General features: G+C 50.2%; 13 protein-coding genes. 7 read left to right on the top strand and 6 right to left on the bottom strand.

Annotation, left to right across the window (positions count from 1 at the left end; all coding sequences use genetic code 11):
• The first annotated feature begins 26 nt into the window (after nt 1–26).
• Both alr and argF read left to right on the top strand, forming a co-directional pair.
• Complete coding sequence (alr, locus tag MA2_RS02220) at nt 27–1,127, top strand: alanine racemase (RefSeq protein WP_067056129.1); 1,101 nt, start codon at nt 27–29, stop codon at nt 1,125–1,127.
• A gap of 188 nt (nt 1,128–1,315) precedes the next feature.
• Entirely contained in the window at nt 1,316–2,236 is a 921-nt protein-coding gene (argF, locus tag MA2_RS02215) for an ornithine carbamoyltransferase (RefSeq protein WP_067055850.1), read from the top strand.
• Between the two features lie 65 nt (nt 2,237–2,301).
• On the opposite strand, the gene hrpA is transcribed toward argF, so the two are convergent.
• The gene (gene hrpA, locus MA2_RS02210) at nt 2,302–6,642 is read right to left on the bottom strand and encodes an ATP-dependent RNA helicase HrpA (RefSeq protein WP_067055848.1); all 4,341 of its coding nucleotides are present in this window, start codon (nt 6,640–6,642) and stop codon (nt 2,302–2,304) included.
• 274 nt (nt 6,643–6,916) lie between these two features.
• Between hrpA and MA2_RS02205 the strand changes: the two genes are divergently transcribed.
• Entirely contained in the window at nt 6,917–7,609 is a 693-nt protein-coding gene (locus tag MA2_RS02205; RefSeq protein WP_067055846.1) for an alpha/beta hydrolase, read from the top strand.
• Between the two features lie 148 nt (nt 7,610–7,757).
• A complete protein-coding gene (gene ppc / locus MA2_RS02200) occupies nt 7,758–10,535 on the top strand; it encodes a phosphoenolpyruvate carboxylase (RefSeq protein WP_067055844.1) in 2,778 nt (925 codons plus the stop codon).
• A gap of 144 nt (nt 10,536–10,679) precedes the next feature.
• On the opposite strand, the gene MA2_RS02195 is transcribed toward ppc, so the two are convergent.
• Nucleotides 10,680–10,970 (bottom strand): ArsR/SmtB family transcription factor, encoded by a 291-nt coding sequence (locus tag MA2_RS02195; protein ID WP_067055841.1) that lies wholly within the window; start codon nt 10,968–10,970, stop codon nt 10,680–10,682.
• A 61-nt stretch (nt 10,971–11,031) separates the two neighbouring features.
• Between MA2_RS02195 and MA2_RS02190 the strand changes: the two genes are divergently transcribed.
• Together MA2_RS02190 and MA2_RS02185 are read left to right on the top strand one after the other, a co-directional pair.
• A complete protein-coding gene (locus MA2_RS02190; RefSeq protein ID WP_067055838.1) occupies nt 11,032–12,324 on the top strand; it encodes an arsenic transporter in 1,293 nt (430 codons plus the stop codon).
• A gap of 30 nt (nt 12,325–12,354) precedes the next feature.
• Nucleotides 12,355–12,852, top strand: coding sequence for an arsenate reductase ArsC (locus tag MA2_RS02185; RefSeq protein WP_067055836.1), 498 nt, complete (start codon nt 12,355–12,357; stop codon nt 12,850–12,852).
• Nucleotides 12,853–12,973: 121 nt separating this feature from the next.
• Here the strand turns inward: MA2_RS02185 and MA2_RS02180 are convergent, their stop codons facing one another.
• Nucleotides 12,974–14,197, bottom strand: coding sequence for an MFS transporter (locus tag MA2_RS02180; RefSeq protein ID WP_067055834.1), 1,224 nt, complete (start codon nt 14,195–14,197; stop codon nt 12,974–12,976).
• A gap of 495 nt (nt 14,198–14,692) precedes the next feature.
• Between MA2_RS02180 and MA2_RS02175 the strand changes: the two genes are divergently transcribed.
• Nucleotides 14,693–15,343, top strand: coding sequence for an alpha/beta hydrolase fold domain-containing protein (locus MA2_RS02175; protein WP_115254060.1), 651 nt, complete (start codon nt 14,693–14,695; stop codon nt 15,341–15,343).
• Between the two features lie 11 nt (nt 15,344–15,354).
• Here MA2_RS02175 and MA2_RS02170 read toward each other — a convergent pair whose 3' ends face one another.
• From MA2_RS02170 to MA2_RS02160, 3 genes are read right to left on the bottom strand one after another with little or no spacing between them, the layout of a single operon-like run.
• Nucleotides 15,355–15,873 (bottom strand): IS630 family transposase, encoded by a 519-nt coding sequence (locus MA2_RS02170; protein ID WP_067055828.1) that lies wholly within the window; start codon nt 15,871–15,873, stop codon nt 15,355–15,357.
• A gap of 20 nt (nt 15,874–15,893) precedes the next feature.
• Entirely contained in the window at nt 15,894–16,274 is a 381-nt protein-coding gene (locus MA2_RS02165; RefSeq protein WP_067055824.1) for a helix-turn-helix domain-containing protein, read from the bottom strand.
• Between the two features lie 24 nt (nt 16,275–16,298).
• Complete coding sequence (locus MA2_RS02160; RefSeq protein WP_506256097.1) at nt 16,299–16,895, bottom strand: replication initiation protein; 597 nt, start codon at nt 16,893–16,895, stop codon at nt 16,299–16,301.
• Nucleotides 16,896–16,955: the final 60 nt, after the last annotated feature.

The following is a 16,955-nucleotide window of genomic DNA, read 5'->3' as shown; positions in this document are numbered from 1 at the left end:
TCAATAAATTGGCAAGTGTGGTCGATGTGCGAAATACTTGGGTAGAAATCAATACAGCAGCCTTGGCGCATAACGTGCGCCGTGTTCGCGATTACGCGCCAAACGCGCGCGTGTTGGCGATGGTTAAAGCTGATGCGTACGGGCATGGTGCGGCGGCGTGTTTGGCAGGCGTACAAGATGCGGACGCGCTGGGCGTGGCGTGCATGGCAGAGGCGTTGGCGTTGCGCGCCGCAGGTTGGCAAAAGCCGATTGTATTGATTGAGGGGGTATTTTCGCAAGCCGAATGGCGTGTCGCGCTTGCACAAAATCTGACTTGTGTGGTGCATCATGAGACGCAGTTGGCGTGGGCATTGCAGGATTTGCCGCATCGTGCATTTTGCACTGACCACCCACCGACGATTTGGCTCAAGCTTAACACAGGCATGAACCGTTTGGGCTTTACGGCAAATGGAGCACTTGAGGTAGCGCGGCAATTGCACACGGCAGGTTATCAGATTGTTTTAATCAGTCATTTTGCCAACGCTGATGTGCCCGATGATCCGTACAACACCGCGCAAATCACGCTGTTTGTGGATGTGCTGGCGCGGCTGCGTGCCGAATTGGGTGCAGACGCGGTGCAAGCATCGTTGTGCAATTCGGCAGGGTTGATCAATTTTCCTGAGGTACAGTTTGATTGGGTGCGCCCTGGAATCATGCTGTATGGCGGCTCACCGATAGCGAATGTTGCGCCGCAAGCCTTGAATTTGCGTCCTGCCATGCAGTTTGGTGCGGCTGTCATGGCGGTGCATGTGTTGCCTGTCGGTGCAAGCGTGGGTTATGGCAGCCGTTGGCAAGCAACACGCCCAACGCGGCTTGGGGTTGTCAGCGTGGGTTATGCCGATGGCTATCCGCGTGTGGTCAGTGAGGCGGCGTATGTGTTGGCAGAGGGTATACGCTTGCCGATTGTGGGCCGGGTGGCCATGGATATGTTGATGGTCGATATGACAGATGCGCAGGCGGTTGGTCTTGGCAGCACGGTGACGCTGTGGGGCGATGGGCTAAGTGTTGATACGGTAGCAAGCTGGACAAATACGCTAAATTATGAGCTTTTGTGCCATGTCGGGACGCGTCCTACACGACGGTATTGACATAAATAAATGTTGGTGGATTGTCTTTCATGTTTGTTCTTAAAAAATGACCTTACGCGTATTTGGCGCGTTGGTTAAATTGCGTTATACTGGCTCTTTTTATTGCATGGAATTTTCGCGCTAAGTGGCTGTTTTTATTATTTTTAACCCATTTGCGTGATGGTATTTTTTATTAAGGCAAGACGGCAATGACAACCCGCCATTTTTTAACCCTATTGGATTTTAGCCCCGAAGAATTGCGCCAGATTATCACACGTGCCAGTGAGTTGCGCCGTATGCAGCATGAGGGCGTGCTGTATCAGCCGTTTGTTGGGCGTACACTGGGCATGATTTTTGAAAAATCCAGTACGCGTACGCGGGTGTCATTTGAGGCAGGTATGGCACAGTTTGGCGGTCATGGGATTTTTTTGTCGCCGCGTGATACTCAGCTTGGGCGCGGTGAGCCGATTGAAGATTCAGCGCGTGTGATTTCTAGCATGGTCGATATCGTGATGATTCGCACGTTTGATCATGCGATGGTTGAGAAGTTTGCCGAGTATTCGAGCGTGCCTGTGATCAACGCTTTGACCGATGCGCAACACCCTTGTCAGTTGTTGGCGGATATGCAGACATTTTTTGAATTGCGCGGCGATATCGCTGGCAAAGTGGTAACGTGGGTCGGTGATGGCAATAACATGTGCGCGTCATTCATCCATGCGGCGCACCAGTTTGGCTTTGAGCTGCGCGTGAGTGCGCCTTACGGTTTTGAGCCGAATTTGGAGTTGATTAAAGAATACGCCCATTGCGTGACGCTGGTTGAGGACATCAACGCGGCAGTCAAGGATGCGCACTTGATTGCTACCGATGTGTGGGCCAGTATGGGGCAGGAAAATGAGCAAAACACGCGCGCGCGACGATTTAGTCAATACATGGTGACGCGCTCACTACTCGATAAAGCTGATCCAGAGGTGTTGTTCATGCACTGCTTGCCTGCACACCGCGGTGAGGAAATCTCGTATGATTTGCTTGATGATCCGCGCGCGGTGGTGTGGCATGAAGCCGAAAACCGCTTACATGCGCAAAAAGCATTGATGGAATTTTTGCTTAAAGATAAAATTCGGCTGGCTTAAATCAACCATGGGCGCAGGTTTTTAAACTTGCGCCCATTTTTACCTGATCATTGAATCCATCAAGCCTAACGCTGTAATTGCTCCCACAACTTTTCTAAACGCTTATCCGACACAGGCGCGCGCGTTTTCATTGGCTGGGCAAACAGCTGAATGCGAAACTCCTCAACCAACCAGCGATAATCATGGTACTTGTCTTGCGTATCGGGCGTGACGTACACGCCTAGCCGCTCCATGTGGCGATCAAGCGCATACACCCCTGCCAAATCCGCGTCCAAATTGTGCTCCAGACGCTCAAGCCGCACCAACAACGCCTGCAAATAGCGCGGATATTGCTGCCAGTCTTGATACGCCATGCGATAGACAAAATCCGCCAAATGCAAATCATCGAGCTGGTCTTCAATATCATCCATGCTTTCTTCAAAAATATTGCGATCAAGCATCAGCAGCCTACCGCGTATCTGCTGCCAGTCTTGATAAATCGCGCTAAGCTGCCCAAGTACCCCCTGCCCTATTGCCAAAAAATGCGCCAGCACGGCGGTTTTTGCCTGCGCGTATTGCGCGGCGGTCAGGGGTAACTCGCCCAACGCGTGATATTGCTCATCGCTGATCGTGCCCTGCTGGCGCAACGCATGGATCTGACGGACAAGCGTTTGCGCGGCGGTGTCGTCATGGTTGTCGTATTGCGGCACGGATTTTTCAAACGTCGCGTCAAGTGTGGCATAGATCAGCACGTCTTTGAGCTGTTCTAAATCACCCAGTGGCGCAAACGCCAATTTCAGCGGTTTGTCAATTTGGCTGGTGAGTTGTTTGGCTTTGGCACCCAGTTCATTTTTGAGCAATGCCAACACACCGCGGCGATGGGCGCGAATGGCAACATCAAGGTCGGTAAACTGCTGTATGCTGACCCAGTTTTTACCATTTTTGGGGTTTTGCTCATCGGCAACCAACGCAGCAAACTGCTGCACCAACACACCTGCGCTGTGACGTTGTTGGATAAAATTAAAATGCTCGGGGAATTGGCTGTGTAAGCCTTGTCCCACCACAACCGCCTGTTGGGTAGTGGCTTGGTGGCGGATTTTGAGCTGCTCAATGTCGCGCCCTTTGTCCAATAGGCGGTTTTTGTCATCCACCAAGGCGATTTGCGGTTGCAAGTAGCGCTCAACTTGGCTTGGGTTAAAGTCTTTGGGCTCAACCATACGCGCATTTTGTCCGCGTATGCCGCGGCGGTTGAGGGCATGGGCTAGCTGTTTGAGTAGTCCTGTTGGCTGCTCGTGGTTGAGCTCGTCACACACGGCGCGCGCGGTGTCGGGGATTGGCACGATTTGGCGGCGGATGTCTTTGGGCAAGGTTTTAAGCAGTTGCAAGACCAAGTCATAACGCCAACCTGCAATGCCCCACAACACCTCAATGGCATCAAGCTGCGGCAAAGCAACCAGTGGCACCTTGATGGTCACGCCGTCGTCGTCGCTGGCAGGGTCAAACACGTAGCTAAGCGGCAAGGTTAGGCCACCCAGCCGCCAGCTTTCGGGAAAGGCTTGCGTGGCAGGTGCAGTTTCGCTAAGCACGTCTTCATCACGAAAAAACAAATACTGTGGATCAGTTTTTTCAATCTCTTTGCGCCAATCCTCAAACGCCTTGCGACTGGCAATGTGCGGTGGCACGCGCTTGGCATAAAACTGGTAGAGCTGCTCTTCATCCACCAGCAAATCACGGCGGCGCAGCTTGTCCTCAATCAAGGCAACATCAGCAACCTTGTTCAGGTTGTGCTGCAAAAACGGCGGCAATTTGCCCAACGCCTTGCCTGTGACTTTGTGTGTGGTCAGGCTATCACCCGTTGATGGCGTGTTGAGCCCACCCAATACCAGTGCGTCACGTAAGAAAATATCGTGCGCCTCGGCAAGGTTGATACGTTCATAATTCACCAATTGCTTGTGCACAACAATCAGACCAAACAGGCTAATTTGCGCGTATGCCTTGACGTGCCCCGTTTTGGCAGACCAGTGCGGCTCAAAATAATGGTATTTGAGCAAATCGCCTGCCTGTGCCAAAATCCACTCGGGCTCAATTTTGGCAACGGTGCGCATGAAGACATTGGACGTTTCAACGATATCAAACGCCATTACCCACGTCGGGTTTTGCTTAAACAAGGTACTGGCAGGAAAAATTTTTGCTTTGTGCTGACGGGCGACCAAGTATTCACCGCGCCGCGCCTTGATGAGCTTGCCGCTGCTATCGACATCATTGACTTTGTGGGCGATAAACGACAACAAACCCGTCAGCAAGGCACGGTGGATCGCCAAATAGCCTGCAGGCTCTTGGTTGTGTTTGAGTTTGAGCGTATTGACCAACTGGCTAAGCTGGCTGTGGGTCTGTTGCCACTCACGCAGCCGCGGTGAGCTCAAAAAATGCTTTTTGGCAAAGGCTTTGCGCTGGCTGTTGGTCAGCTTTTGTTGGGCGATGTTGTCAAAACTTAGACTATCAAAGCTGGCACTGTCGGCAAAACTTTCTGCATCAATCTCGCCTACTTGCTCGCCACCATGCGGCGTGGTCGCAAACAATGAACCGTAAATCGCTTGCCAAAGGCTAAGATAAAACAAAAAATCGCTGTCAGGCTGACGGAATAAAGCGTGTTTTTGGTCGGCTTGCGTGGTCTTATCGGCAGGGCGTTCGCGCGGATCTTGCACCGACAATGCCGACACGATGACCAACATTTCTTGCAAACACGCGTATTGCTCACCTGCCAGTAACATCCGCGCTAGGCGTGGGTCAATCGGCATATGCGCCATTTGTTGCCCGATTTTGGTCAGGCTGTCGCTGTCTAGTGAGTTGGTTTTAGCAGCGGCTTGGCTGCTGGTTTTTCGTTTAGCAGGCTTGCCGCCAATCGCGCCTAGCTCATACAATAGCTTGCGCCCGTCATTGACCAAACGGCTGTCGGGCGGCTCGATGAAGTCAAAATCCTCAACGCGTCCAAGGCGCAAATTTGCCATCTGTAAAATCACCGATGCCAAATTGGTGCGCAAAATTTCAGGCTCGGTGAATTCTGGACGGCTATAAAAATCATCCTCGCTGTATAGCCGAATACACACACCAGGGGCAACGCGTCCACAACGCCCTTTGCGCTGATTGGCAGCCGCTTGGCTGATTGCCTCAATCGGCAAACGCTGCACACGTGAGCGGTAATCATAGCGTGAAATCCGCGCAAAGCCCAAATCGATCACATAGCGAATATTTGGCACGGTCAAGGCAGTTTCGGCAACGTTGGTTGCGATGATAATCCGCCGTCCGCCACTGGGGGCAAAAATCTGCTGCTGCTCGGCAAAGTTTTGCCGTGCATACAACGGCAAAATCTGGGTGTGCTTGGGCGCGTACTGGTGCAAGGTGTCGGCGATATCGTGAATCTCAGCTTCAGTTGCGGCAAAAATCAAAATATCCGCCTGCTCGCTGTGGCCTTTGCTGGCGGCATCGGCATAGCTCTCCTCCACCGCGGCGGTGATGGCGCGTGGTAGGTTATCCTCAACCTCATCAAACGCATCATCATCCGTACTGTGCACGATGTCGTCAGTCACGGGGCGATAGCGCACCTCAACAGGATAGCTGCGTCCCTCAACGACATACACGGGCGCAGGCTTGGCGTTGTGGGAGCTTTTGCCGCGTGTGCCTGCAGGTGGTAAAGCAAAATAACGGCTAAAGCGTTCGGTATCTAGCGTGGCTGAGGTGATGATGACTTTTAAATCGGGGCGTTTGGGCAACAGATTTTTGAGATACCCCAAGATAAAGTCAATATTTAGGCTGCGTTCGTGCGCCTCATCGATAATCAGCGTATCATAACGGCTTAAAAAACGGTCATGTGCCAATTCTGCCAACAAAATCCCGTCGGTCATCAGCTTAATCAGCGAATCTTGCGACCCTTGCTCGGTAAAGCGTACCTTAAAACTCACCGTTTGCCCCAATGGCTCGCCCAATTCCTCGGCAATACGCGTGGCAACACTACGCGCAGCCAAGCGGCGCGGCTGGGTGTGCCCAATTTGTCCTGTCATACCGCGCCCTGCCAACAAGGCGATTTTAGGCAACTGCGTGGTCTTGCCCGAACCTGTCTCACCTGCAACGATGATAACTTGATGGTCAATGATGGCTTGCACCAACGTGTCGGCTTGTTGGCTCACGGGCAAATCGGGGTTGAGCGTGACCGCAGGCAAACTGGCACGGCGCGCGGCAACAGCTTGCTCAGATTTGACCAGACGGTCTTGGTAGTGAACCAGCTGCTGTTGGTAGTCGGCGCTGGCTTGGTCAGCTTTGGCAAGTTTACGCCGCAACTGGGTGAGATAATGGCGGTCTTTTGCCAACACGTCTAATGGCGGTGTGGTGGCTTGCGCGTTGGCAGGTTTTGGGCTAGATAAATCGGTCATGCGTGTATGATTCTTAACGTCACTAAAAATGCTTAATTGGCTAAAATACTGCGCCAACATTGGCGATGGTTTTTGGCTTTTCTGCGGCTCAATATGGGGCAAAATGGCGAAAAATCAAACATTCAGCGTGTTGGTATGGCTTTTATCCGCAAAAAAAATCGCCGTTATATGCGCTCAATCAGTATTTGCACACCTGCGCGTGCTATGCTACATTTTGAGCAAACAAGCGTTGAGCCATCTGATCAATGTTAAATTAAATTAGGAAAATCATGTCATGTCATCGTCTGAATTGTTGCCGCATATCGAAATCATCCACAATCCGCACCATCAACCGATTGACCGTGCGGTGATTTGGCTGCACGGTTTGGGCGCAAGCGGTGATGACTTTGTGCCCGTTGTGCCCGAATTGGGGCTAGATGGTAGCCACGGCGTGCGCTTTATTTTTCCCCACGCACCGCGTATTGCCGTCACCATCAATGGCGGCTATGTTATGCCTGCGTGGTACGATATTTTAGAAATCAACCTATCGCGCAAGGTGGATAGCGCGCAAATTGCTGCATCAGCACAACGCGTGCGGGATCTAATTGCCGCGCAAAACGCGCAAGGCATCGCCACGCATCACATCGTGTTGGCAGGGTTTTCACAAGGCGGTGCGGTGGCGTATCACACTGCGCTAAGCCACCCTGAGCCGTTGGCAGGTCTGTTGGCATTGTCCACTTACCTTGCCACACAAGACCAGTTGGCAACGCTAAGTCCTACCCAACAGACCGCCAACCACCACCTACCCATTGCGATCCATCACGGCACACGCGACAATATCGTGCCCGAAGCCTTAGGACAGCAAGCCTACGACTGGCTCAGCGCGCGCGGTTATGCACCGACCTATCACACCTACCCGATGGCGCACCAAGTGTGCTTGCCCGAAATCCAAACCATCGGGCGGTGGCTCAACCGCGTCTTAGCCTAAACGCTAGGTGTTGCCATCAAGTTATAAGACCAATCGCTATTTTTTGGCAAGCGTGCGATATTTTTTGCGATAATTCAATAAAACGTCAAACATAACCTTTACCAAACACAACCCAAACACAACCCAAACACAACATTGAGGAGCAGGTATGCAAGACACCCCGTCTGAAGCAATCAACCATCAAGCCAACCCACCAACCGAGATTGAAATCTCAGCGTTGGTTGAAATCATGGACAACGACAAAGACCAACCGCTGTTAGAAGACACGCAACTTTTGAGCCAAATTTTATTGCGCGTCATCGAGCAGCAGACCTCACTGCCCGTCAAGCAAACCATCCACGCGCTGATTGAAGGCGCAGACCCACAGCAAACCATCCGCGATGTGCTACCAACGCTCAGCGCCAGCCAACGCAAAAACTTGATTCGCGCGTGTGGGCTATTTGCGCAGGTGTTTAACATCGCCGAAGATATGCACCACGAGCGTCGCCGCCTTGCCCATGCTGCTGATAGCGCGACCTTTGCGCCTGGTAGCTTTGCGTATGTGCTGGATGAAATCCAAGCTGAGGGTATCGATGAGCCAACGCTACAACAGCACCTTGATCACACCTTTGTCAGCGCGGTTTTGACCGCCCACCCCACCGAGGTGCAACGCCAAACGATTTTATCATTGCGCCGCCGTTTGCGCGCTTTGCTAGAAGATTATCACAGCGCGGTTGGCTACCAACGCCAACGCTTAGAATCGCAGCTTGAGGCAACGCTACTGGCACAATGGCAAACCAACGAAAACCGCCATTTTACCATCAGCGTCAAAGACGAAATTGATAACGGCATTGCGTATTTTGACTTAAGCTTTTTTGAAGCCATTCCAAACCTGTATCGCAAACTCAGCGACCAACTGCAAGCACAGTTCCCCGACACCACCTTGCCAAATTTACTCAACATCGGCGGCTGGATTGGCGGTGACCGTGACGGCAACCCGTTTGTTTCGGCAGAAACCTTGCGCTATGCGTTTTCACGCCAAGCGGCGGCGGTATTTTATTTTTACCGCGACCAGTTGGCAAAACTGTATCAAGAATTGCCGCTGTCAAGCCGCAGCGTGGCAGTCAGTGATGCGCTGGCAGCTTTGTCGGCGGTATCGCCTGATGACTCTATCGCGCGTGAAGAAGAGCCCTACCGCCGCGCCATTGCAACCATCATCGCGCGCGTGGTGGCAACCTCACACCAATTTGGGCTCAATTATGGTTCGCGCTACGGCTTAGCTGAGCCCTACCCCGACCGTGAGACGCTGCTAGCGGATTTGTACATCATTCAAGATTCGTTGCGTGAACATGGCAGCGCACTATTGGCAAATGAACGCTTGCGCGATTTGATTCGCGCCGTTGAGGTGTTTGGTTTTTATCTTATGCCACTAGATTTGCGCCAACACGCAGGCGTACATGCCGATACCGTGCACGCGCTGTTTAAACACGCTGATTTAGAGGACTACTTGGCATTGTCCGAAAGCGCGCGCCAACGCGTCTTATTGCGTGAGCTCTCTACCGCGCGTCCACTGTATAATCCATACTTTGCCTATGATGACGCGACCACGCGTGAGTTAGCGATTTTGCAAGCCGCGGCGGATATCAAAAATCAATTTGGCGAAACCGCCATCAACCAAAGCATTATCTCCAATGCCGAGCAAGTCAGCGATATGCTAGCGTTGGCGCTGTTGCTCAAAGAAACTGGCCTATTGACGGTTGAAAATGGCAAGGTACATAGCCGCTTGAACATCGTGCCACTGTTTGAGACCATTGACGCGCTGGCAAATAGCCATGACGTGATGGCGGCATTGTTTGACAAAGCGTGGTACCGCGCGCTGTTGGCAAGCCGCAACAACACGCAAGAAATCATGCTGGGCTACTCAGACAGCAACAAAGACGGTGGCTATGTCACCAGTCAGTGGTCACTGTACCAAGCCGAGGTGCGGTTGGTGGAACTGGCGCAGCAGTTTGATGTGCAGCTACGCCTATTCCACGGACGCGGCGGTAGTGTGGGACGCGGCGGCGGCCCGTCATTTGAGGCGATTTTGGCGCAGCCTGAAGGTTCGGTCAATGGGCAAATCCGCATCACCGAGCAAGGTGAGGTCATCACCGCCAAATACGCCGATGCCGCCAACGCTGAGCGCAACCTAGAAACCTTGGTTGCCGCAACACTCAAGGCAAGTCTATTGCCTAATCACAGCGAGCAGCCCGACAGCGATTTACTCAACGCCTTGTCTGAGGCAGCGTTTGCCAGCTACCGCGCATTGATCACCGAGCCGTATTTTATCGACTATTTCTTACAAACCAGTTTGGTCAAAGAAATTGCTTCACTCAACATTGGCTCACGCCCTGCCAGCCGTAAGAGCTTGGCGCGAATTCAGGACTTACGCGCAATTCCATGGGTGTTTTCATGGATGCAAAACCGTTTAATGCTGCCTGCATGGTACGGCTTTGGCACAGCCGTTGAAGCCTTGATACAAGCCGATAGCGAGAATTTGGCGCGTCTACAGCACCACGCCAAGCACAGCGCGTTTGTCCAAACCATGCTGTCAAATATGGCGCAAGTCATGGCAAAAACCGACCTAACGATTGCCGAGGCGTATGTTGATCTGGCAGATAATCCCGAAGCAGCACGGGCGATTTTTGCTAAAATCGTGTCAGAATACACACGCAGCAAGCAAGCATTATTGACCGTGACGGGGCAAGAAACCCTGCTGGATGACAACCGTTCATTGGCACGGTCGTTGGCATTGCGTTTACCGTATCTGAACGCGCTTAACTGGCTGCAAGTGGCATTGCTTAAAACCATGCGCCACACCGAGGATGAAGCCGAGCGCAAACCGACGCTTGAATTGGTGCATTTGACCATCAACGGCATTGCCCAAGGTCTGCGCAATACAGGCTAGTTTGCTAATTTTTGCGTGTTTAAACAGCCGATTTAGTCATTAAATTGGCTGTTTTTTTATGCTATGGGGTTGCGCGGTGATTCACAAAATTTTGTCGTTGTATTTGCATGCGCTATACTCACGCTCTAAACCGCCTAAGCGTTATCAGTGCTCCGTGTTAAATGTCGGCAAAGCGGCAATCACAGCTTGGCACCAGTCGGCTAAATCCTCATTGATGGCATACCAAACCCATGTCCCTTTACGCTCACTGGTCAGTATGCCGATAGTTTTTAGTTGGTTAAGATGCCGCGAGACTGTAGATTGTGGTTGATTGAGTGTATCGATGATATCACACACACAAAGCGATTGTTTGGCATGTAGCAGTTGGACAATGCTTAAGCGTGTAGGGTCGCCTAAGGCTTTAAAAAACTCATACGGCAAAAATATATCTTTCATATATTTACATATCCGAATATATAAAATATTATATGAATCACTATAGCACTGGATGTTTTCTATGGCAATCGCCGTTCTTATTTTCTTATTGACGCTTATTTTTGTGATTTGGCAGCCCAAAGGTTTAGGTATCGGTTGGACAGCGACCATCGGGGCGATTTTGGCGTGGGTGACAGGGATGATTGGGGTGCACGATATCCCTGTGGTCTGGGGTATTGTTTGGAACGCTACCTTTGCGTTTATCGCCATCATCATCATCAGTTTGTTGCTTGATGAAGTCGGATTTTTTAAATGGATTGCCCTGCACGTGGTTCGGTTTGCAAATGGCAATGGCAAGCGGCTTTTTGCGTTCATCGTGCTGCTTGGGGCAGTGGTGTCGGCGTTTTTTGCCAATGATGGCGCGGCGTTAATTCTAACACCGATTGTGATTGCGATTTTGTTGGCATTACGCTTTAGCCCAGCCACCACCTTGGCGTTTATTATGTCGGCAGGCTTTATTGCAGATACGGCAAGCTTGCCCTTGGTGGTGTCTAATTTGGTGAATATTGTATCAGCGGATTTTTTTAAGATCGCGTTTGATCGTTATGCGTTGGTGATGGTGCCTGTCAATGTGGTGTCAGTTTTGTCATCGCTGTTGGTGCTGTATCTATTTTACCGCAAAGATATACCCGATGGGTATGCTTTAGAATTGATTGAGCCGCCTCACACAGCGATCACGGATCAGGCGACGTTTGTCACAGGTTGGGTCGTGTTGGCAGCCTTGTTGCTTGGTTTTTTTGTGTTTGAGCCGATGGGCGTGCCTATTAGCATTATTGCAGGTTTGGGCGCAGCGGTGTTATTGGTGGTTGCCACACTGGGTAAAAAGCTGCCCATTTTGCCTGTGATAAAAAATGCGCCGTGGCAGATTGTGATTTTTTCTTTGGGCATGTATCTGGTGGTGTATGGGCTAAAAAATGCAGGCTTAACAAATTATTTATCGATTATGCTACAAGGGCTTGAGCAGCACGGGCTGTGGGCTGCCACGGTGGGGACAGGCGTTTTGTCAGCCGCGCTGTCCTCGATCATGAATAATATGCCCACGGTGCTGATTCAAGCACTCGCCATTGACGGGGCAAATATTGCCAACCCGATGATCAAGGAGGCGATGGTGTTTGCCAATGTCATTGGTTGTGATTTGGGACCCAAAATTACGCCGATTGGCTCGCTTGCCACGCTGCTTTGGCTACATGTGCTATCAACCAAACACATCAACGTCAGTTGGGGGTATTATTTTAAGGTCGGTATGGTTTTAACGATTCCTGTGTTGTTGGCGACGTTGGTCGCACTTGCAATGTGGCTTAGCGTCTTGGCATAAACTCTCTTTACCTTTGAATAGGAACACGCGATGAAAATCCTGTATATTTGCACCCACAACCGCTGTCGCAGTATTTTATCCGAGGCCATCACCCAACAAAATGCGCAAGGCATGATTGAAGCAAAAAGCGCGGGTAGTCAGCCTGCTGCTGAGGTGCACCCCTTATCACTGCAATATCTGCGCGAAGCGGGCTATAACACCGCAGGACTAGCCAGTAAGTCGTGGGACGTGTTAGCGGATGAAACAGGCGCTGACTTTGTTCCTGATGTGGTCATCACGGTGTGTGATCAGGCGGCAGGCGAAAGCTGCCCGTTATGGCTTGGCACCACACCGAAACTGCATTGGGGACTGTCCGACCCATCCAAACTTGACGGTCGCGATGAAGAAAAACGTCAGGCTTTTTTTGCCACCATTCGTGAAATTGAAGGACGAGTCGAGCAGCTGGTCAAAATTGCCACACGCCCAAAGACCGAGCAACTGGCTGCTTTACAGCAATTGGCTCAGTCATCAAACGTGACAAACGCATGACATTTACCCAGCGCAAATTTGCAATCAAATCAAACAACGGCTTCATCGGCATGTTGCAAAGATTGTTTGCCGTTGTTGTATAGCTTTCGGCTAAAACAGCTTAACCACTGAAAAAATCCGATCAAGCAAGTGATTTATTCAGCGGCTTTTTAACCATGCCAAACGCTGCCATCAACCACGCCAATACCTGCACCGTCAGCAGCACCATCACCGTGGACTGCCATTTGCCATGGGTATAAGCCAGCCCACAAACCCACGCGCCAATCGTACCACCAAAATAATAGCAGGCATAATACAGCCCCGATGCCAACGAACGCCCATGCTTGACATTGACCGCAATATACGTAATCGTCGCCGACTGCGTGATAAACACACCACTTGACATCAGCGTCAGCCCAAGCACGATCAGCCAAAGCGGCTGTGTGAGCGTCAAAAACACCCCCACCATCGACAATGCCACCGCCGCTTGCACCATCCGCGCCGAGCCAAACCGCGCAATCAAGCTACTGGCAATCGGCGTGATGACCACCCCAACCAAATACACCGCAAAAATATTTGCCAATGCGGCACTGGATAAATGATACGGCGCATCTGCCAAATGCAAATTGATGTACGTAAAACAGCCAACCAAGGAAAACAGCACCCCTGCGCCCAACAAACACGCTGTGACCACATAGCGGTTACGCGCGTGACTTGCCAACGTCGCGAGCGCTTGCCCGATATGGCGATTGGGCACAAACTGGCGCGATGCAGGCAACTGCCACGCCACCCAGCCTGCGCCCAACAGTGTCACCGCGCCCATGACCAAAAACGCCTGCTGCCAGCCCACCAACGCCTCTAAATGCCCAAGCACAAAGCGACCCAAAAAGCCGCCCAACACCGTGCCTGAAACATAATACGACATCAATCGCGCAAGCGTCGCGCCGCTGTACTCCTCACCAATATAAGCAAGACCCACCACCGTAATACCAGGCACTGCAAGCCCTTGCAAAAACCGCGCAACCATCAGCCATTGCAACGAATCACCAAACGCCAATGCCAACGTTGGCAACGCCAAAAACACAATCGAGCCGACAATCACCGATTTACGCCCAATGGCATCGGACAACATACCCATAAACGGTGACATCAGCGCAATCGCCAATACTGTCGCCCCCACCGTCATGCCAAGCTCCGTTTCACTGGCATGAAAGGCGCGCTGCAAAATCGGCAAAATCGCCTGAATCGAATACACCTGCAAAAACGCAAACGTACCGATCAGCCCACACGTCAGCTTGACCCAAAAACTTGGCGGATTGGTGGATGGACTGGCAGATTGCGTCTGTGGTGCGGTAGATACGGACATAACAAACCTTGTGGTTTGACTTCCTCCCCTCCCTAAAGTGAGGGGATTCCTTCTGCAAGACGGTAAAGCCCCACCGCAAACCTAAGACAATGGCAACCGCCCGTACGACACACCGTACATCTTAGGTTCTTATTTTAAGCTAATCCTACCGTTAGGATTGTCATAGACACGAATTAGCTTAAGTGTGTGTTTGGAAACGTCTTACCAGTTAAGTTACTGCGTACTCGCAATTTAGTCTTAACTTAACTGTGGAATGTAAGACATTGAATATAGTGAGATGAGTATAGCAAAACTCATCGCATTTAACAATTGCCTTATATCCACCGCCTGAAGTCGCAGGTTTACGGCAACGAATGATAAAAGCGCTATGAAAGCGGCTGGTTGCATACGCGTTTTATGCTATGATAAACGCCCAAACGCGTATTATACGCCGATTTTTCTATGTATGCTTGCTAACATCAATTGACAAAAATACTCAACAAAAACCAATTGATCATGCCAAATAACCCCACCACCTGCACCGCTCAAGCCTTAGGCAAACCCATGCCAACAGACTTACAAGCGTTTTTTGCCCATCATCGCTTTGTGTCCAATACCTTGCACACACCGACGCCTCTGACCTATCGCGACGCATTGACCCAGCTGATCACACACCAAGTACATGCCGCGCCCACCACTGATCATCGAGCGGTGCAAGTGCTTGATAGCATGAGCACCGCACCCACGCATTTTTACGGCTACAACGTACCCTTGCGTGTTTTTATCCCCAAAACCATGCAACCTACGCCTACCCAACACACCAATGTCATGTTGTTTTTTCATGGTGGTGGGGTGGCAGGTAGCGTCGGCTTGTATACCGCTTGGCTTAACCAACTTGCCGCTACAACAGGACAAATTATTGTCGCGCCTGCGTATCGATGCGCGCCCGAAAACCGCTACCCTGCCGCAATTGATGACGCGCACAGTGTACTACAAGGTATGGTGCAAACGCTTGCCAAGTTAGGCATTGAAGTGAATGATTTGACAGCGGCAGGCGATGGCACAGGTGGCGCGATAGCTGCCACACTGGTGCAAGACTGGCTTTCGGGACGAGTGGCAAGCAACGTGCCGCTCACTGGGCAAATCTTAATCGATGGGGTATTATAGTCAAAACCGAATTATACCAAGCAACTTTCAACACATTCCTTAAGCGTATCAAAATTGCTTAGCGTTAAACGAACCTTTTGCTTGATGACTGCCCACAACTGCTCAATCGGATTAAGTTCAGGTGAGTAAGGCGGTAAGTACATCAGTTCAATATTATAAAGTTCGGCAATTTGCTTTAAATCGCCACCATGATGAAATCTAGCATTATCCAACACCAATACACGTTTTGGATAATTACCATTTTCATCTTTTGGCAAAGATTGTGCTAATGTGTGTAGCCAGTTTTCAACTATCACACGGTTACAACCACCTTCAAAGGTAATAGGCGCGATGAGTTTAAACTCATTTAATCGCATAGCTCCCATTAAGTTTAAGCGTTTACCCTTATTGGCATCGATTTTGGCATAACAAGGTTTGCCAATAGGCGACCAACTGTGGGTGTAGTATTGCCTTTGATAAAATCCTGTTTCATCCATAAATAGGATGTTGTCAGCGGTAATGCTCAAGGTTAATAGCAATAAACCTAGCATTAATTTAAACCCAATTTGCTTTAGTAAATCGGCTTGCTTAAAGAGCGGGGTCTTTTTTTAAAACTCCATTTGATTCGACGTAAGGTTTGTAAAAAGGCGTTATAGGAAATATCGATATCAGGATGGTCTTTTAAGTACTGTTCTCTAAGCTGTTTTGCGGTGTCGAATTGCTGAGCGTTAACGTAGTCCTCAAAGGCGATTAAGTCAGTGATAATGTGTTTTACGCCAACAGGTGCAAAGGGTTTTGGCTTGGTATTCCCTTGTTCTTGATAGAGCTTTATCCAGTCATTAAGGGTGTTGCGGTTGATTTCAAACAGCCTGGCTGTTTGGCTTTTGTTGCCTGTCTTTTGCCAGTGGTTGACGGCTCTGTCTCGTAAGTCTTGGTTGTATATTTTGGGCATGGTGGTATTGGTTTAAAATGCTTATTATATTACAGTTTTAACTATAGATAACTTTTTACGCTCTTTGTCTTTGGCTCGCTCTGCGTTGATTTCCTCCCAATATACATCAGTATATAGGTCTAGATTTTCGGCAAGCTGTTCAAGCGTGTACGGCTCTGCACCGCTAACAAAGGTATCATGTTTAGCTGAAAATGGATTCTTTATGCGACTGCCACAGAAAGACAAATCAGCTTGAATCAAAACACGCATACGTTTATGAATAGCATCTAGGTGCTTGACTGCTCGCTGTGTTAAATCTCTGGCATTGGTCACGGGTACTCTGAGCAAATAAATGTAATGACAACTGTCTTTAAGGGGATTTTTGACAATAATGTTAGGCGGGGGTAGATTGTAGTCTTTCCAAGCTGTCCAAGCTGACCGCCCTTTCAAGTCATCAACATCAAACGCTAAACACTGGGCAAACAAAGGGTGGTTAGGTTGGATATAGCTTAACCTCATCGCCTTATCTTTATCTAAAATAAAGGCTTGGCTGTCCTTGCAGTTACTGCAATAAGGACGTTTGGGTAGATATTTATAAAAACGCTGTAATGGCTCGTATTGTTGCCACTTATTAGGATCAATTAGTACGAAGTCATACGGGCTAGTCGGTTGACGTTGTTGTTTCTTAAAACGTACTGCTTG

Origin of the sequence: Moraxella atlantae NBRC 14588 (genome assembly GCF_001591265.1) — a bacterium.
Lineage (GTDB): Bacteria > Pseudomonadota > Gammaproteobacteria > Pseudomonadales > Moraxellaceae > Faucicola > Faucicola atlantae.
The sequence above is the reverse complement of the archived record's forward strand: the minus strand, read 5'-3'. Positions and strand labels throughout refer to the sequence as shown.

Coding starts and splice junctions, on each gene's coding strand:
- MA2_RS02185 (WP_067055836.1), top strand. CDS start 12,355: ATGAAAATCCTGTATATTTGCACCCACAACCGCTGTCGCAGTATTTTA.
- hrpA (WP_067055848.1), bottom strand. CDS start 6,642: ATGACCGATTTATCTAGCCCAAAACCTGCCAACGCGCAAGCCACCACA.
- MA2_RS02180 (WP_067055834.1), bottom strand. CDS start 14,197: ATGTCCGTATCTACCGCACCACAGACGCAATCTGCCAGTCCATCCACC.
- argF (WP_067055850.1), top strand. CDS start 1,316: ATGACAACCCGCCATTTTTTAACCCTATTGGATTTTAGCCCCGAAGAA.
- MA2_RS02195 (WP_067055841.1), bottom strand. CDS start 10,970: ATGAAAGATATATTTTTGCCGTATGAGTTTTTTAAAGCCTTAGGCGAC.
- MA2_RS02175 (WP_115254060.1), top strand. CDS start 14,693: ATGCCAAATAACCCCACCACCTGCACCGCTCAAGCCTTAGGCAAACCC.
- ppc (WP_067055844.1), top strand. CDS start 7,758: ATGCAAGACACCCCGTCTGAAGCAATCAACCATCAAGCCAACCCACCA.
- MA2_RS02170 (WP_067055828.1), bottom strand. CDS start 15,873: ATGCTAGGTTTATTGCTATTAACCTTGAGCATTACCGCTGACAACATC.
- MA2_RS02190 (WP_067055838.1), top strand. CDS start 11,032: ATGGCAATCGCCGTTCTTATTTTCTTATTGACGCTTATTTTTGTGATT.
- MA2_RS02165 (WP_067055824.1), bottom strand. CDS start 16,274: ATGCCCAAAATATACAACCAAGACTTACGAGACAGAGCCGTCAACCAC.
- MA2_RS02205 (WP_067055846.1), top strand. CDS start 6,917: ATGTCATCGTCTGAATTGTTGCCGCATATCGAAATCATCCACAATCCG.